The following is a 17,872-nucleotide window of genomic DNA, read 5'->3' on the forward strand; positions in this document are numbered from 1 at the left end:
CTTAAAATCCATGTTTTCGAATAATTACTCTTTGATTATAAGAGAATCGCTATCTTTTTACAACAAAATATTAACTATTATATACATATTTCTATATAACGTTCGTGTTTTGTAGATATAAAAAAAGAAAAAGCTTTACATTGCTTCTTCTTTTCCTAATAATTGGATTAGCCCAAACAACAGCATCTGTAGAAACATCATTAATAAAATAAACATTAATTTTTGAAGGGACCAGTCAAAAAAGATAATTTTCACTGTTTCAATTGGACTCATAAAAAGATAGACACTGTGTAATCGATCAAAACGTCCAACATAAATCGCCAAAGCAGACAAGAAATGAAGGCTGGCTTGAAAGCCTATAATTGTTCTATAGCCGCAATAACTTTGCAATTTCTGGCTAACAGTTGTTACTGTTTTCATCCCTAAAAGTCCATATATAACAATCCCGCTAGTTAAGCAAACAAACGCCCACCAATCACCAATTTGGTTTGCAAAAATCGTATTAAAGCCTCGATAAATAGATAGCGTTTCTAAATGAAAAAAATCCGTAAATAGGTACGGCGCATTAGGATAAAAAATTAACCAAGCAAAACCTATCAACCAATCCCTTTTACGTTTTTCTGCGTTTAAAAGATAACTAAGTTCAATTGGAATATAGGCTAACAACACGTTCAACGCCATAAAATGAAAATGCGTAGCAAATAACCACATATAGATACAATAGATTAAGGTGATCACTCGTAAATAATTTCTAGAATTTTTCAAGATGCTCTGCGCTCCTTTTTCAAACGGTTTATTTTAGTGTAGCATACTTCTTAAGCTTTTTTTTAAACCTTATAAATGAACATGCTTCTCCCCTTGATAATCTTCGGTTTTATGCTAGACTGAGTAAAAGGCATTTAGGAGGAATTTTTACTTGAAAAAATTAATTGCTATTGATTTAGACGGCACAACATTAAATGCACAGTCTTTAATCAGTCCAAAAACCGAACAAACACTAAAAAAAGCGATTGACAACGGTCATTACGTCAGTATTGCCACTGGACGTCCCTATAGAATGAGTCATCAATTTTACCAACAACTTGGCCTAACGACCCCTATGGTTAACTTTAACGGTGCTTTAGTCCACATTCCAGAGAAAAAATGGGACTTGGAAAGCGAAGCCAATATTGAGCGTGACCTAGTCTTTGACATTTTGGCACAGAAAAAAGAATTACAATTAGATTTTGTTGCTGCTGAAAACAAAGAAACATTTTATATCGATACGTTAGATGGGTTCGATCCGAAATTTTTTGCTTCCAAAGCAACCTTAGATAATTTACTTACTGCTAAAAATTTACGAACAAATCCTACCTCAATGATGGTTCGGACCACGCCAAACCAAGCTGAAAAAGTTGCTGATACATTGACAAAACAATATGGTGATTATATTGATGTCCGCACTTGGGGCGGTCCAATGCCTATTTTAGAAATGGTCGCAAAAGGAATTCAAAAAGCCCATGGCGTTGATCAAGTGGCGAACTTTTTATCTGTCAAACCAGCTGATATCATTGCTTTTGGCGATGAACATAATGACGAAGAAATGTTAAGTTATGCTGGTTGGGGTGTTGCTATGAACAATGCCACGGATAAAATTAAATCCGTAGCCAACGATGTCACTGAAAAAACAAATGATCAAGATGGTTTAGCAGATTACTTAGAAAATTATTTAGATCTATAAAAGGCTAAAATAAAAGTATTTCTTTAAAAAGAACTCACTTTGGTTTAGCTGATAATCTTAAGATTACAAAAGTAGGGCATAAGTCGAAACGACTTATGCCCTACTTTCGTTTTTCTTATTCCTTCAATGAATTTTGAAACGTGCTGATTTTTTCAGCCAATCTTTGATAAGTAGTAAAAGACGGATGCTGTAGCTCTTGTTCTTCGTTAACGGATAAAGTTTGTTGTGTCGTAATGGCCTTTGTTAGTGCATCTACAAAATGAATAAAAGAATTGTTGGTTTGTTTATTGTATCCTGGTGAATAATATTTCGATTGACGATAAAAAGGCCGCAGAGCTGTTTCTGTGATTTTTTCCTGTTCATCTGAAAAGTATTCATCATAGCTGACATGTTTTATTTTCTGCTCTTCTGTTATCACTTGAAGTCGACCGATTAGGCCATTGCCTAAATCTTCTGCGTAACCGATATACGTTTCTTTCGCTGGCTCTTTTAGCCAAGTGTCCAGCTCTGCTGCTAAAGGCATTAATCCTTCACGCGCAGAAGTTGATGAACCGCGTACCGTATAAAAATTATCTGTGACACGATTTTCGTCACGCATTTGTTTTTCTACATAAGTAATACCATTAACAACGGTGACTAACGTATCGTCTGTACGCGTGTTGCTTGCTTGAAATTCAGGATAATCCGACAGGCGTTTGTTGACACCCGAATAGCGTGTATCATAATAAGGGTCACTAGCAAACTCTGTAAACTCAACATTCAGAATCCGTTGCGTTTCAGGTTCTGTAATAATCTCTACAATGCCGTAATTTCCGCCAGTAAATACACCTTCATTTTTATAATAGTTACCCGTCATTAATCCCAAAGGCGGTTGATTGGACCAAAACATTTTTTCCTTTTTTTCTTCTGGTGTATATTTTGCTGGTGGGGTTGTCCCAAATGTCGTTTGTGTGGCCCCTGTAACCACTTCGTACGTGTATTCATGAGAATCAAAAGTCAATTGATTAGCAATCAGTTCGTCATTTTTAGCCGGCGCTTGTTTTTCCACCGCAGAAGTCGTTTGATTGGTGACGGCAACTTGCTTCACTTGCTTTGTCTCTTGCGGACCACTTGTTGTTTGTTTCGTTGGCTCTTGATCTGGCGTACAACCGACCAAAATAAATAATCCGATAAAAACCAACATTCCTTTAATATGTTTCATTCACTTCTCTCCTTTTTATAAACGCTTAATTTCCTCTTATCTCCAGTGTAGCAAACATTTATAAACCAAAACTGACGGAAAAATGAATAAATAATAAACAAAAACGCTAAGTCTCCTGTAGCTTAAGAGACTTAGCGTTTTTTTATTTAATTGCTTGGCGCTTTTGGCGCAACCACTCTTCTTTAATGTGTTCAGATAGGCGAATCATTCGTTTACCAACTTCACTATATTGGTTAGTAGCTAAATTGGCTAAAGAAATTCGAACTGACCATTTGTCACTCCCGAAAGCATCCGCTTTTAAAAGCATTAATTTTTCTTTTTCTGCTAAAGAGGTTAATACTTTTGTGATCGTCCACGATTTCGTTAAATAACTTGAAAATTCTGGACCATAACGTTTTTCTGTCCAATCTCTAAAGTTAATTTCACAATAATATGCTGTATTTAGACTTGCTAAAGGCTCTTCAATGCCTAAGGTGCGGAACAAGAGCTTTTCACGCGTATGACAAATATCCATCACTTCGTCTTTATATGCTTGACCGTCTTTTAACAAAGCATACAAACTAAATAAAGCCATCATCGCTTGCTGAATAGAAGAAAGTCCCGCTGCATGGTTCAACGCAATATCGCGGCTGTCTGCGACTAAGCGGCTGATAAAGTTAATTTGGCTTGTGTCTGCATTCAATGTAGCATAACGTGCCTGTAATTCCATTTTTCGAGCCACTGGCAATTCTTTTAATAATTGGTCAAAGATGTTCTCTTGACTGACCGCAATAGTCCCCACACGCCAACCGGTAGCGCCAAAGTATTTAGAATAAGAATAGATACAGGCTGTATTGTAAGGTAACTCCGTAAATAGTGAACGGAAAGCTGGCACAAAGGTTCCGTAAACGTCATCTGTTAAAATCATTAACTTAGGGTTATCCACTGCAACGATTTGTTTGATTTGTTCAATGGTAGGTTTTCCCATAGCATTAGCAGTTGGATTGCTGGGATTTACGACAAAAACCGCTTTGATGGACGGGTCTTTTAGTTTATCAATTTCCTTGTTTGAGTATTGATACGTCGTTTTTCCATCAATAATCATTTGCTCTGCTTTGATTTTAACCACGTCAAAATCATAACGTGGTAGTTCTGGAATTTCTAGATAAGGAGCAAACGTTGGTAATAACAACGCAATACGATCACCTTTTTCTAGTAAATAATTATTTGCCAACGTATCAAACAAGTAACAAATCCCTGCTGTACCACCTTCAACGGCAAAAATATCAAACGGTTGTGCTTCGCTGGAAAATAATTCTTGATTTAAATATGCTTTAATCGGTTGTTCACACGCCTTCAAGCAACGAACAGGATTCGGATAATTATCCCCAATCACATAGTCTAACATGGCATCTAACCACATTTCCTTATCCATCCCAAAATAGTTATGCTCTGCTGTCCAAATTTCTTGTAAGAAGGTTGCCCCTTTGCTTGGATTTTCTGCTAAAAAGTTTAAGAAGCGTTGCGTTCTACCAAAACTTGGCTGAATCATACCAGCCGTTTGTTCGCTCCCCTCTCTTAACGTTTCTTTTGTAGCAAATTGACCTAATAAAAAAAAGGCTTCCCTTGGTGTTGGCGCCGTCCAATTAGGATTGCCTCGCCCTGCATTTAACAATGTTTCTAAATTATGATTTTCTTCATGTAATCTCTTCTCTAAAAATAGACTTAATTCAAACGGACTAAGGTTTTCTGTCAATTCATCACTTGTTATCATTTTATCCTCCTGAAGCACACACGGTCATTTAGTATTTAGTATGTAGTCTATACTACTCTTCTACCTCCAGATGTCAACCATTTAAGCGGAATATTCTGACAATTAATAAAAAAGAAACAATCCTTTATAAAAAATAAAGGATTGCTTCTTTTTCGCTGATTAACCAAAGAACCGTTGCATCTCAATTTTTGCTGATTGGACAGAATCAGAAGCATGGATTAAATTTTTGGTGACAGACAACCCATAATCCGCTCGTAAGGTGCCACTTTCAGCATCTAACGGATTCGTTGCTCCAACTAATTTACGCACTTTTTTAACCACATTGTCCCCTACAACGACCATCACAACCACTGGGCCACTTGTCATATAGGCTAATAATTCAGGGAAAAATAGTTCATCTTTTAAATGCTCATAATGTTCCTTCACTGTTTCTACTGTTAGTCGTTCGAATTTAAGGTGCAATAAGTCAATACCTTTATCTTCAAAACGTTGAATGATTTTGCCAACTAACTTTCGTTCAACGCCATCTGGCTTAATAATTACTAAACTTGTTTCCTTCATTTTTTCCATCCCTTTCAAAACTTCCTTTTGCCCTTTCCCAAGGGGTAGCTACAGAATAAAATGAAAGCGGATACTTTGTCAATGATAAATTTTCTTTTCCTTTTGATTAAATAAAAAATTAAAGATTATTCACAAGATTTGTGAATTGTTCTTTCAGTTCTGTATTGCTTGTTTCTTTTAAAAACAAATAAGGTTGCTCCTCTACTGGCTGTTCTTTACTCACATAGACTTTGGCTTCACCATTCACTAAAGTAAATAAATAGACATGCTTCTGGGCAACTTGTGTCGCACTGTCAGAGTATACTGCCACCAGACAATAACCCCCTTCGCTGCCTGTTTCTGACCAATTTAACCAAATGGGATTGTTCCCAATAGCTGGTTGTATTTTAGGTTCATAACTCAATAAATCATCAGGCACTTGAATCGTGTAAAAAGCTACAGAGTGACCTGGTTGGTACGCTTGATAGTTCTGATTGCGTTCTTGACCCCAGGTTTCCATGTATTGTCCTAACTGTTTTGCTTTTTGCTGATTCCAAATCGTCCCTTCTTCTGTAACTAATTCAGTTAATTCTTGTGTTTGCGTTGTTTGCTCTAATTCCAACGCCGTGGTTTGACTAACTTCGGTTGCTGAAATTGCTCTTGTTTCTTCAGTATTTACATTGTTTGTTTGTACGGTTTGTACTTTCTGTGATTCCTCTTTCGATTTTTGCCAACCACAGCTAGATAAAACGCTTCCAACAACCGCTATCATAATAATCCCGTTTAGTTTCATTTCTTAAACTCCTGTTTTTATTTTTATTCTATCGAAATAAACCTAAAATCTCAATCCCTTTCTTTGGATAGTTGAAAACCATTTGGGAACTAGTAATTCTCCACAATTATAGTCCTCTAGTAATTGTTGGTATTGCTGTTCCATAGTCCTGATTTCTTTTTCACCAAAGCTCAGTGCCCAAACTAAAGAATAGAGTCCTGCGTGAAAAGTATAAAGCTTTTGAAACTGCCAAAATAAGGTAGGAACTTTCCCAGCAAAATAACCTTGTAATTGACCATAAGCAAACAATGGCGAAACATTTCTTGAAAAAAATTGTAACTTGTAAAATTCTTCATAAGGATCCCCAAAATCCCATCGATTAAAATCAATCACACCGACCTGCCTAGTTGGCAAGTAAATAAAATTTCCCACATGGAAATCTCCATGCTGATAAACCACAGGCCGTTGTTGCAATAACGGTAATTGTTTTTCTAAATATGAAATTATTGGCTGCTGGTACGGCATACAAAATTGAGATTCCTTATACTTATTTAGTTGACTCTGCTTTTTTTCGTATAAATTTCGCGCAATCTCTCTTTGACTAATCCTTTCAGGCAACAAAAGCTTATGGATCTTGTTTAAATAGCGGCCTGCCTCTACGCCTAAGTTCAGTTGTCTTTTGGGAGAAAGAGCGGGTAAAACATCGCTTAAGTCTTCACCTTCTAGATACGTTAATAACATGTATCCTTGTTCACTTTCAGGAATAGGTGCACATAAAAAAGGTTTAGAACTGGGAAATCCTAACGCCGCTACTTTTTTGATAAATTGATATTCTTGTTGTTTGGCTAATAACTCTTCTTGTTGAAAAATTCGCAATAAAAAGGTTTCTTGATTTTTAGTAACTTTAAACTTTAAATCCGTTGACCAACCACGATGAATAGCTTCAACTTTTTGCCATTGCTGAAACGCTGGAATCTTCTCAAACGCCCTCATTACTTTCGCCTCCATTTCCCTATTGGTTTTAGTATACCAAAGAAAAAAGGCTGGAGACAATTGGGGATAAATTGTCTCTAGCCTTCACTGGTTATCATTTTCTAGTTTTCCTTATATAAATCGTTCCACTCGTTACTAAGAAAGCTCCTCCTAAAACAATCCAGAAAGTACTAGGTACTTCTGCACCTGCTTTTGGTAATACTTTTTTGGGAAGCTGTTCTTGTTTCCCAATCATACTTTTATTAGAAAAAGCATGCGTACTTTCTGTTGATTTGGTTCCCTGATTTGCTGATGAATTCAGCGAATTATCTAAGGATGACTCACTAGTAGTTTTTCCAGCTTTGTCTGGATTTTGGTTTTGATCTTTTCCTTCGATTGGTCCTTCACTTGTTTTTGTTTCTTTGTCTTTATCTGGTTTGCCACTTGCATCTGAGTCTTTATCTTTTTCTGGTTCGCCACTTGCATCTGGCTCTTTGTCTTTTTCTGGTTCGCCACTTGCATTTGGCTCTTTGTCTTTGTCTGCTTCGCCACTTGCATCCGGCTCTTTGTCTTTATCTGGTTCGCCGCTTGCATTTGGGTCTTTGTCTTTGTCTGCTTCGCCACTTGCATCTGGTTCTTTATCCTTATCTGGTTCGCCACTTGCATCTGGGTCTTTGCCTTTTTCTGGTTCGCCACTTGCATCTGGTTCTTTGTCTTTTTCTGGTTCTTCTACATGTGGTTGATTTATCTTGTGGTTATTTTCAAATAAAGCACCTAATTGTAGCAATGTTCGGTCTTCATTTAATGCACTATTAAATTGAATCCCCAAAGGCAGTCCTTCTTTTGAAACGTAAGTTGGTACACTTAATGCTGGATGTCCAAATAAATTTGCTTGTTGTGTAAACGGTGTATATGTGAACGCCGTCAGCCATTGGTCATAAATCAATTGTTTTTGTTCTGCTGGTGACAATTGATCAATTCTTTCCATCTGTGCTGCATGTTCTGGTTTTAGTAACGGATTATCAATACTAGGTGCCGTGGCAGCTGTCGTTGGTGTTAATAAGATAGGATACTGTTGATAAAATTCGTCCATCGCTTGTGCTTGTAAAGCAATATCTGTCCAAGCCGCAGTTGTCTCTTCACTCGTTATATTTTTTCCTGTTTGAAAAAGTGCCCATGTTAACAGTTCTACATCATTTCGTTCAAGCGGTCTTTTTAATTTCTGCCGCGCCATAAAATCGGCAATTCCTGCTGAGCCAGCAGCTACAGTATAATAATTTTTCATTAGACGTTCCCCATCAACAGGGTGCTTCACTTCAACCAATGTGTACCCTTGGTCTTTTAAAAAAGCAACAGCTTCAGCGACCGCCTCTTTTGCTTCGGCACTTACAGGCGTTCCGGCAGGGGATTCTGTTGTATAAGCAATGGGTTGCGCTTGACTTAAATGTCCCGCAGGAAGATCTTTTTTGGTTAATAAGGTTTCAAATAATGCATTTGTATCCGCCACGGTTCGACTTAAACCAAAGTGAACAGTTTGACCTTTTGCACTATTAGAATTGCCAATGATTACTCCTCTAGAAGGTTTCAAACCTACGGTGCCTGTCCAAGAAGCAGGGATGCGGATAGAGCCACCAGCATCACTTCCAGAAGCAATGGGAACAAATGCCGCGGCGACACTAGCACCCGCTCCGCCTGAAGAACCACCTGAATAATGGTTAGGATTCCATGGATTGACGGAAACACCATATAACTTCGAATCTGAAATATTCTTCCAACCTAATTCTGGATAATTCGTTTGACCAATGATTATGAATCCGGCATTTTGTAGTGCTTTGACAAAGGTCGATGTCCCACCAGCTACTTGATCTTGGAGAAAACCAAAACCGTTCGTGTTGCTTTCACCTTTCAAGGATTGTCCTAACCCTTTTAGTAAGAGCGGCACACCTAGAAATGGTTGACCTGTATCTTGTAAAGCTTTTGCTTCTGTCAAAGCCGCTTCTTCTCGTAAAGTAATGACCGCATTTAATGTAGGATTTTCACGTTTAGTGATGGCCAACGCAATTTTTACTAATTCTTCGCTCGTCACCTTTTTTTCTCTTACTAAAGTTGCTAACTCCAGTGCAGTTGCTTGTTTATAATCTGCTTCTGAAAAAGCATTCTCTGCAGAAACAGCTTTTCCATCTGTATCACTATTTTGTATCTCATTTGTGGTTTCAGTGGTTACTGCAACCACATTTCGGCTACTGCTTTCGGCGATTGTCGAAGAGGATTCTTTTTCCTGCATCACCGTTTGGCTAGTAGTTTCAGATTCCAAGTTAGCTACCGTCTGACTGGTTTCTGTTGTTACTGATTCCGTCTCTGTTTGAACGGTTGTTTCTAGTATACTTTCTTGTGCCAACATTGGTACCCCTACCAGTGTTTGGCTAATTAATAAAATAATCCCTAACTTTTTGAACAAAATCGACTTCTTCATAAGTCACATCCTTTATCTATTAATACAGATAAAAAATCTGTATTACTTATAGCATAAATGAAAGCGATTAAAAAGTAAAGTTCTCTTGAACATTCCCATGTTCAACTTTTAGGCTAGGTTCTTTTTATATGCTAAAATAGAATAGAAACGGAGGTTTTTTAATGGAATGGATTGAAATTAAGCACGCAACACAAAATAATTTGAAGAATATCTCTGTCAATATCCCTAAAAAGCAACTAACTGTTGTTACTGGACTTTCGGGTTCAGGAAAGTCCTCCTTAGTATTTGACACATTAGCCGCTGAATCACGTCGTGAACTAAATGATACATTTAGTTCGTTTGTTCAAAATTACTTACCCAAATATGGTCGTCCAGAAGTTGAAAAAATCGAGAATCTTCCTGTCGCAATCGTCATTGACCAGAAAAAAGTAGCAGGCAATTCTCGTTCGACAGTGGGAACGTATACAGATATTTATACGTTTTTACGTTTGTTGTTTTCACGAGCAGGTTCTCCATTTGTTGGTTATTCAGATACTTTTTCGTTTAATCATCCGGATGGAAAATGTCCAACATGCGATGGCTTAGGAAAGATTACCGAAATCAATCTTCATCAGCTAGTTGATTATGACAAATCATTAAACGAAGGGCCTATCGATTTCCCCACATTTACAGTTGGCAACTGGCGGTGGAAGCGTTATGCCCATAGTGGTCTATTTGATTTGGATAAAAAAATCAAGGACTATTCTCCTGAAGAGTTAGCATTATTTTTATATGCTCCACAACAAAAACTAGCTAATCCACCCAAAGAGTGGCCTCATACAGCTTTGTATGAAGGAATCGTCCCGCGCATGCAACGTAGCATATTGCATACAGATGAAGGCAAACGTCATCAAAAATACCTTAATCACTTTGTTACCGTAAAAAGATGTCCTGATTGTTTAGGAAGTAGAGTCAATGAACGTGTTCGTAGCTGCAAAATTAATCAGAAAAGTATTGCTGATGCTGTTGACATGCCACTCACTGAATTACATTCTTTTATTCGTTCAATGGACCTATCCTTAATAAAAACTATTCAAGAAGAGCTACTTGTACGTCTAGAAGCATTAATTAATATCGGTCTCTCCTACCTCACATTAGGACGAGCAACTGAAACACTTTCTGGTGGTGAAGCACAGCGGATTAAAATTGCTAAGTATGTAAACAGCGCCTTAAATGATATTATGTATATTTTAGATGAACCAAGTGCTGGCTTACATCCAAAGGACATCGAACGGATCAGTCGTGCATTGCTCAATTTAAAAAATAAAGGAAACACCGTGGTTCTCGTGGAACATAATCCACAATTAATTAGAGAAGCTGATTTTATCATCGATATCGGACCTTTCGCAGGCGAAAATGGTGGCCATGTCCAGTTTTCAGGAACGTATGACGCATTTTTAGCCTCCAAAACCTTGACTAGTCAAGCGCTTCAAGAGCCGCTCCCTTTAAACGACCAACCAAGAAAAGCAAGGAAGTCTTTATCAATCGAACATGCGACACTGCATAATTTAAACAATCTATCTGTCGAAGTTCCGTTAGGAGTTTTGACTGTTATTTGTGGGGTCGCTGGTTCAGGTAAATCATCATTAGCGGAAGAAATTTATCAAAAAGCCCAGGCTGATAACCAAGAAATTATTCATCTTTCACAAAAAAGCATTACCGCAAATTTACGATCCACACCTATGACCTATCTTAATATTTTTGATAAGGTCCGCAAACTGTTTGCGGAAGAAAATCATGTTAGTCCAGCTTTATTTAGCTATAATTCCAAAGGCGCCTGTCCTACTTGCAAGGGGAAAGGCATAATTGTCTCCGATATGTCTTTTATGGAGGATGTTACTAGTGTTTGCGAAACCTGTCACGGAACGCGTTACAAAGAAGAGGTGCTTCATTATCTGTATAACGGAAAAAATATCGTTGAAGTACTAGCTTTAAGCGTTAAAGATGGCTATGATTTTTTCAAAGACCAGCCTTTTGCTCTTTCATTAAAAAATTTACTGGAAGTTGGCTTAAGCTACCTTAAACTCAATCAATCGCTCTCAACATTATCTGGTGGCGAATTGCAAAGGGTAAAATTAGCAGACACACTTCACCAAAAAAAAGCTATCTATTTAATGGATGAACCTACAGATGGTTTACACTTAATTGATATCCAACAAAGTCTTCAACTTTTCAATCGAATGGTAGAAGAAGGAAACAGCTTAATTTTATTAGAACATCACATTGACGTGATTAAAAGTGCCGACTGGTTGATTGAACTAGGTCCCGAAGGTGGAGAAAATGGCGGACAGCTTCTTTTTACAGGAACCCCAGCAAATATGCTAAATTCCACTCATTCTATTACTAAAGGCTATCTGTAAAATAAAAAGTACAAACGGTGCAAGCAACAAGCACCGTTTGTACTTTTTTTATTTCAACCCAACTTCCATCTTCACAGGTTGGTGATCTGTATATTTAAATTGTTCATCCTTTGTTTTCACGCTATGAACAGCCACATTATCAGAAACAATAAAACCATCAATTACATACACTTGGGATGTTTCATAAGAGCCAGTGTATGGCTTATTAAGCACCCGCACAGTCGGCTGTTGATCATCATAAGCAAGTGAAAAATGTTTAGGTAAGTCTGCTGGATCAATTTCTCCTGGTGCCCAACCAGCTTCCCCTAGGTCAGGATATCGATGACTGCCTTTGAAAACTTGATTAAAGTCACCTCCAGCAATTACATAGTTTCCTTTAGCGTATTCTTGGGATAATACGTCAGCTAACTTTTTGCTTTGAGCAATCTTCCCTTCCCCATTGTCATAGGCTTCCAAATGTAAGTTAAAAACCACTAATTCTTTGTCTGTGCCTTTAATTGGAAAGCGCGTTTCTAGAAGCGCTCGTTTTAAGTTACTAATGCTAACGGGCCAACGAAAGGGATTGGGTAAAGCAATACGTTTGGCCTCTGTTATTTTTTCATTTGATAATGTTAATAAACCACTTTCTACTCGTCCAATCGGCGGCCAAGGAATGGGCACATAATCTACCTTAAAATTATAAGCAAATGCGCTGTTCAGCTGCAGCTGTTTTTGTAATTCTTGCTCTTGATTGACTTCATAAGAACGTTGCGAGCGACGATCGACTTCTTGTAATAAGTAAATCATCGCTGGTAATTCTTTTAAGGTTTCTTCAATGCCTGTTAAATTCTGTTGGACCATTGCCTTATTAACTGGTTGGACAGTTTTGCCACCGTCCATAAAAAAATCTTCTGTTTGTCCTAGGCCAGCATAGCCTATGTTATACGTGACTAAAGAAATGGATTGCTTTTTTTCGATGGTTTGCTCTGAAAATTGTTTATTTATAGCAACTGGTTCAACCGCTCGTGGTCGAAACTCTCGAAAGGTTAAATATCCTATCAAAATTAAAGCTATGCTCAAAAGAAGGACCATCAAGCTACCGAGATATTTAAAAAACTTTTTCATTGATTCCGATGTTCCTTTCACATTATGTCAAACCAAAAGTAGCAATTATCTTCGTTGCTACTTCTTCTGGTGTCATGTTTGAATTATCTATTTTCGTTATTTTTACATTTGGAAATGTACTTTCTAGTTCACCTTCGTGGCTTACTAATCGATGTTCTTTAAAGGTATTGAGTAATTCTTTTCGAGAAAAATCGACATCGCGTTTTGAAGGTTTTGCCTCTAGCCGCTCTGGATGAACATTTCGTTCTAGGCGGATTGATGTTGAAGAGACGAGTTCGACGAAATAAACGGCCTCATGTTTATTAAGAAAAATTTCTGATATTTCTTCTAAAAATTGAAAATCCTGTTTTTGATCAAAAGCAATCACCACTGTAAAAATAATGTTTTTTGTTGTATTTGTGGCTGGATTTTCTACAAAGGCCTGAAAAAGTCCCTTTCTAACGGAATCAGACAATTGAAATGCACGTTCCGTATACCCAAGATAGTTTGCAAATAAGTCAATGGTTTGATGATTAAATAGTAATTTAGCATCTAACTGCTTTTCTAAAGCCTTGCCAACGGTCATTTTCCCGACAGCTTGGGCACCAATTAAAACGATTAAAGACATCAACTTCTCCTCCTCTAGCCTAATTTTTAGGTGGCTATCTTCTACTATATCACACTATATTACAACACCTTACAAAACTGTTCGGAAAATTTTCTGTTTTTTATTACAAAAAAAAGACAAAAGACTCTATAATGAGAGAGGACTCGATTGATTATAGATGAGATAGGTGACGGAGAATGGCAATAGAAAAATATTTTCAAACAATAGATGGCAGTCAAATTTTTTATCAAATTTTTGGCAAAGAAACAAATTACCCCCTTGTGTTACTTCATGGTAATGGCAATGATCATACTTTTTTTAATTATCAAATTTCTTATTTCTCCAAGGAGTATCAAGTTATTGCGGTGGATACCCGCGGACATGGACGTTCCACCAATACACAAAGTCAATTAACTTTTCCGCTTTTGGCAGAAGATTTAGCTGGTATTATTCAACAAGAACACTTAACAAAAATTAATTTATTGGGCTTTAGTGACGGAGCAAATATTGCCATGGTTTTTACCCATTTATATCCTGATTTCGTCAACAAACTCGTCTTAAATTCTGGAAATGTCACCATGTCTGGTCTGAAAAAATATGTAACGATTGCCACTTATTTTCAATATTGGTTTTGTCGTATTGGCGCCTTTTTTTCAAAAAAATTGCGCGCACGGCTCCCTATCGTGGCTCTGTTATTTGAAGATACTGGACTGACAAAACAAGATTTGGAACACATCCCCTGTCCTACTCTTGTTATTACTGGCAGCCGAGATTTAATTGCGCTTTCCCATTCACGGGCGATTGCTGATGCCATTCCTGCTGGCAAATTGGTCTTGGTAAATAAACAAGGTCATTTATTTGCCAAAAACTCACCAGATATTTTTAATAAAACAATCGAAAAATTCTTAAAGGAAATGAAGGTGTCTAAATGAAACAAATTATTCATTGGATCAAAACGCATACAGGATTACTAAAAACACTGTTTGTTATTGCGGTCTCAATTATTGTTGTTGCCCAACTTTTATCAATTGGTAAAACGATCTCATTTGAACAGTTAAAACAGATTTTTGATGAGATTCCGCTATGGAAATTGTTATTGATGATGGTTATCGGTTTAGTTTCCGTTACTCCGATGCTAAATTATGACTTAACATTAAATCGCATTTTAAACTTGAAAGTCTCAAAACGGGAACTCCTTGAATCTAGCTGGATTGTCAATACCATCAATAATATTGGTGGATTCGGTGGTTTGGTCAGCATGGGACTTCGTTCTGAATTTTATGGAAATAAAACAGAGGAAAAGAAAATTTTACCTGCGTTAACCCATATTTTACTTTTTGTGTTATCCGGTCTATCTATTTATAGTATTCTTTGCTTTTTCCTTGTTCAGTTTGATCCAAAGATGGCTTATTTACAGCAATATTGGATTTGGTTATTAGGTGGCGGTCTTTATTTCCCATTACTTTATCTTATTTTACATTTCCAAAAAAATAGTTCCTTTGGTAACCTCGATGCAAAAAATCGCTTATCTTTAGTTGTTTCTTCGTTTTTAGAATGGACAGGTGTTTTAATTACCTTTATCAGTATTGGTTACTTATTAGATGTACCGATTCCTTTAATTGATATTGTTCCTTTATATGTAGCAGCTTCGATTATTGGGATTGCTTCGATGATTCCAGGGGCTTTAGGTAGTTTTGATGTCATGATGATTTTAGGACTGAGCAACTTAGGTGTCGATCGTGAAATTATTGTTTTGTGGTTATTGCTCTATCGTTTATTCTATTATATTATTCCTTTCTTAATTGGCTGTTTGTTCTTTACAAAACACTTAAGCCAAAAGTTGGATACTCACTATCGTCAATTGCTAAAACAAATTACTTTGGAAATTGCCCACAAGCTGGAAGTGGTTTTACTTTATTTTTCAGGAATTATGATGGTACTCCTAGCCACTATTCCAGAAGCCTTCACTCAAGTGCATTGGTTAAGAGATATTAACCCCTTCCGCTCACATATTATTATTCAAATTCCGAGTATTGTTTTAGGCTTTGCATTATTAATTATGGGACGTGGGATTGCTGATCGTGTTAAAAGAGCCTATTATCCAACGATTATTTTATTAATTGGTGCTATCTTGTATTCATTTGTTGTTGACTTTAGTATGTTTTCCATTTTCTATTTAGCTATTTTATTATTTATCGTTATTTTTTCAAAATCAGAATTGTACCGTGAACAACTGGTTTACTCTTGGGAGTGGATGACGATTGATGGGTTTATCTTTGGCTTATTGACTTTGTTATACCTGGTAATTGGTGTTTATAATTTACCGAACTTCCCACACCATCGTCATCATTTTGTGGAATTTTTCTTGTTCCCTTCCGAACGGATCTGGTTGTCAGGATTTATCGCTATCCTCTTAGTTATGAGTTTTAACTTTCTATTTGTTCGCTACCTCCAAGGGAAAAAACACCAAGTTGGTGAGTTTCCAGAAGATAGTATCTTGCATAATATCTTAACAACTTATGGCGGGAATATTGACAGTGAACTTGTCTTTCTTCATGATAAACAGGTTTTCTTATATCCCAAAGAAGAACCGACTGTCTTTTTACAATTCAACACCATTAATAATAAATGCGTTGTGATGGGCAACCCTTCTGGGAACAAAGAAGATTTTCCTGCGGCGATCGATGCATTCCTTAAAGAAACAGATCGTTTCGGCTATGTACCCGTCTTTTACGAAACCAATGAGGACAGCGTGATGTTACTACACGAATACGGCTACGAATTTATCAAAATGGGCGAAGAGGCCTTAGTTAATCTAGAAACATTTACGATGTCTGGGAAAAAATTCAAAGGTACCCGCGCAGTGTTTAATAAAATTACCAAAGCCGGCTATTCATTTGACGTACTCCAACCTCCTTTTAGTGCCGAACAAATGCACGAATTAAAAGCTATTTCGGATAGTTGGTTAGACAATCGAAAAGAAAAAGGCTTTTCACTAGGATTTTTCGATGAAGCGTATCTTCAAAGAAACCCAATTGCTGTTGTCCGAAATGCTGAAGGAGAAATGGTCTCTTTCGCTAATATCATTCCTAGTTACACAAATGAAGTTGGTACCATCGACTTGATGCGTCACCATAAAGAAAAAGCCCCTTCTGGAAGTATGGATTTCTTATTTATTCATTTATTTGAATATATGAAAACAGAAAATATTCATTATTTCAATTTAGGGATGGCTCCGTTAGCCAACGTTGGTCAATCAAGAAAAAGTTTTATTCAAGAACGGATTGCTGCGTTAATTTATGAATTTGGTTCAGAAATTTACTCCTTCCAAGGATTACGCGAATACAAGGAAAAATTTGCTAGCAAATGGCAACCCCGCTATACACTTTATTCTAAAAGCAGCTGGATTGTCTACGTGATGATTGCTTTACTCATTGTCGATCAAAAAAATATTGACTAACAAAAAGAAGCCCAATTAAGTATAAAAAGCTTGGCAACTTCACTGAAATTTAGTGAGGTTGCCAAGCTTTTTAATTTCTTTCATCTAGTTTTTCTTTAATTAAAAAGGCTGTTTCTTCGACAGATTTTGCGGTTACATCAATCACTGGGATACCATACTTCGCAAAAATTTCTTCAGCATAAGCTAATTCTTGTTCAATCCGTTCAACATTGGTATAACTGGTCTCATTACCTAAACCTAAGGAAGCCAACCGACTGCTACGAATCTGTCCTAATGTTTCTGGCGAACAAACTAAACCAATCATTTTTTGTGGATCCATTTCTTCCAAAATTGGCGGCAATGGAACTTCTGGAATTAATGGTAAGTTAGAAACGCGGTAGCCTTGATTTGCTAAATACATACTGACTGGCGTTTTTGAGGTCCGCGAAACGCCTAACAACAATATATCAGAATCAAGAAACCCTTGAGGATTTTTGCCATCATCATATTTTACAGCAAATTCAATCGCTGAGATTTTATCAAAATAGGCACGATCTAGTTGGTGGCGTCGTCCAGGCTCTTCAATAGGATCTACTCCGGCTTTCGCTTGAATTAATTCAAAAAATGGCGCCATTAAATCTAAATATAACAACCCTGTTCGTTCACTAAATTCTTTCGCCGCTGTGATTAGTTGTTTACTGACTAATGTACTGACAACTAAGGCTTTATCTTTTAAGGCATCTTTTAAAATCTCTAATAATTCTTCTTCTGTTGTGACAAAAGAAAAATTGTATCGATTAAGAAAAGAAATATCTGGATATTGTGCGCTTGCTGCAGCTAACAATTTTTGTGATGTTTCTCCAAGTGAATCGGAAATAGTATAAACAATGATCTCTTTTTTCATAATTAAGCT

General features: G+C 36.9%; 14 protein-coding genes. 4 read left to right on the forward strand and 10 right to left on the reverse strand.

The window, feature by feature from the left end:
- Window positions 1-135 precede the first annotated feature (135 nt).
- Complete coding sequence (locus tag IGI97_RS09875) at window positions 136-711, reverse strand: DUF1361 domain-containing protein (RefSeq protein WP_164972890.1); 576 nt, start codon at window positions 709-711, stop codon at window positions 136-138.
- A 205-nt stretch (window positions 712-916) separates the two neighbouring features.
- On the opposite strand from IGI97_RS09875, the gene IGI97_RS09880 reads away from it, so the two are divergent.
- Entirely contained in the window at window positions 917-1,720 is an 804-nt protein-coding gene (locus IGI97_RS09880; RefSeq protein WP_002355941.1) for a Cof-type HAD-IIB family hydrolase, read from the forward strand.
- A gap of 115 nt (window positions 1,721-1,835) precedes the next feature.
- Here the strand turns inward: IGI97_RS09880 and IGI97_RS09885 are convergent, their stop codons facing one another.
- The 6 genes from IGI97_RS09885 to IGI97_RS09910 form a co-directional block, all read right to left on the reverse strand.
- A complete protein-coding gene (locus IGI97_RS09885; protein ID WP_438738547.1) occupies window positions 1,836-2,921 on the reverse strand; it encodes a hypothetical protein in 1,086 nt (361 codons plus the stop codon).
- Window positions 2,922-3,063: 142 nt separating this feature from the next.
- Complete coding sequence (aspD, locus tag IGI97_RS09890) at window positions 3,064-4,674, reverse strand: aspartate 4-decarboxylase (RefSeq protein ID WP_010821576.1); 1,611 nt, start codon at window positions 4,672-4,674, stop codon at window positions 3,064-3,066.
- A gap of 159 nt (window positions 4,675-4,833) precedes the next feature.
- Window positions 4,834-5,244: a nucleoside-diphosphate kinase gene (gene ndk, locus IGI97_RS09895; protein WP_002381321.1), complete on the reverse strand. Its 411-nt coding sequence runs from the start codon at window positions 5,242-5,244 to the stop codon at window positions 4,834-4,836.
- A gap of 109 nt (window positions 5,245-5,353) precedes the next feature.
- The gene (locus tag IGI97_RS09900; RefSeq protein WP_002376227.1) at window positions 5,354-6,007 is read right to left on the reverse strand and encodes a DUF4767 domain-containing protein; all 654 of its coding nucleotides are present in this window, start codon (window positions 6,005-6,007) and stop codon (window positions 5,354-5,356) included.
- A 42-nt stretch (window positions 6,008-6,049) separates the two neighbouring features.
- Window positions 6,050-6,994: an aminoglycoside phosphotransferase family protein gene (locus tag IGI97_RS09905; protein ID WP_002393453.1), complete on the reverse strand. Its 945-nt coding sequence runs from the start codon at window positions 6,992-6,994 to the stop codon at window positions 6,050-6,052.
- 79 nt (window positions 6,995-7,073) lie between these two features.
- A complete protein-coding gene (locus tag IGI97_RS09910) occupies window positions 7,074-9,431 on the reverse strand; it encodes an amidase family protein (RefSeq protein WP_438738549.1) in 2,358 nt (785 codons plus the stop codon).
- A gap of 161 nt (window positions 9,432-9,592) precedes the next feature.
- Between IGI97_RS09910 and IGI97_RS09915 the strand changes: the two genes are divergently transcribed.
- Entirely contained in the window at window positions 9,593-11,830 is a 2,238-nt protein-coding gene (locus IGI97_RS09915) for an ATP-binding cassette domain-containing protein (protein ID WP_010821572.1), read from the forward strand.
- Window positions 11,831-11,878: 48 nt separating this feature from the next.
- Here IGI97_RS09915 and IGI97_RS09920 read toward each other — a convergent pair whose 3' ends face one another.
- Window positions 11,879-12,934 carry an endonuclease/exonuclease/phosphatase family protein gene (locus IGI97_RS09920; protein ID WP_438738551.1) on the reverse strand — a complete coding sequence of 352 codons (1,056 nt, stop codon included), beginning with the start codon at window positions 12,932-12,934 and terminating at the stop codon, window positions 11,879-11,881.
- Between the two features lie 22 nt (window positions 12,935-12,956).
- Window positions 12,957-13,541, reverse strand: a complete 585-nt coding sequence (locus IGI97_RS09925) for a hypothetical protein (protein WP_438738553.1) — start codon at window positions 13,539-13,541, stop codon at window positions 12,957-12,959.
- A 176-nt stretch (window positions 13,542-13,717) separates the two neighbouring features.
- Between IGI97_RS09925 and IGI97_RS09930 the strand changes: the two genes are divergently transcribed.
- Both IGI97_RS09930 and mprF read left to right on the forward strand, forming a co-directional pair.
- Window positions 13,718-14,452 (forward strand): alpha/beta fold hydrolase, encoded by a 735-nt coding sequence (locus IGI97_RS09930; RefSeq protein ID WP_002358908.1) that lies wholly within the window; start codon window positions 13,718-13,720, stop codon window positions 14,450-14,452.
- Window positions 14,449-16,980 carry a bifunctional lysylphosphatidylglycerol flippase/synthetase MprF gene (gene mprF, locus IGI97_RS09935; protein ID WP_002358907.1) on the forward strand — a complete coding sequence of 844 codons (2,532 nt, stop codon included), beginning with the start codon at window positions 14,449-14,451 and terminating at the stop codon, window positions 16,978-16,980. The genes IGI97_RS09930 and mprF overlap by 4 nt, the downstream gene beginning before the upstream one ends.
- 70 nt (window positions 16,981-17,050) lie before the next feature.
- Here mprF and IGI97_RS09940 read toward each other — a convergent pair whose 3' ends face one another.
- On the reverse strand, window positions 17,051-17,863 hold the full coding sequence (locus IGI97_RS09940; RefSeq protein ID WP_002355927.1) for a pyruvate, water dikinase regulatory protein: 813 nt from the start codon (window positions 17,861-17,863) through the stop codon (window positions 17,051-17,053).
- Between the last annotated feature and the right edge of the window lie 9 nt (window positions 17,864-17,872).

Source organism: Enterococcus sp. DIV2419, assembly GCF_051711865.1.
In the GTDB taxonomy this organism is placed as follows: domain Bacteria; phylum Bacillota; class Bacilli; order Lactobacillales; family Enterococcaceae; genus Enterococcus; species Enterococcus faecalis.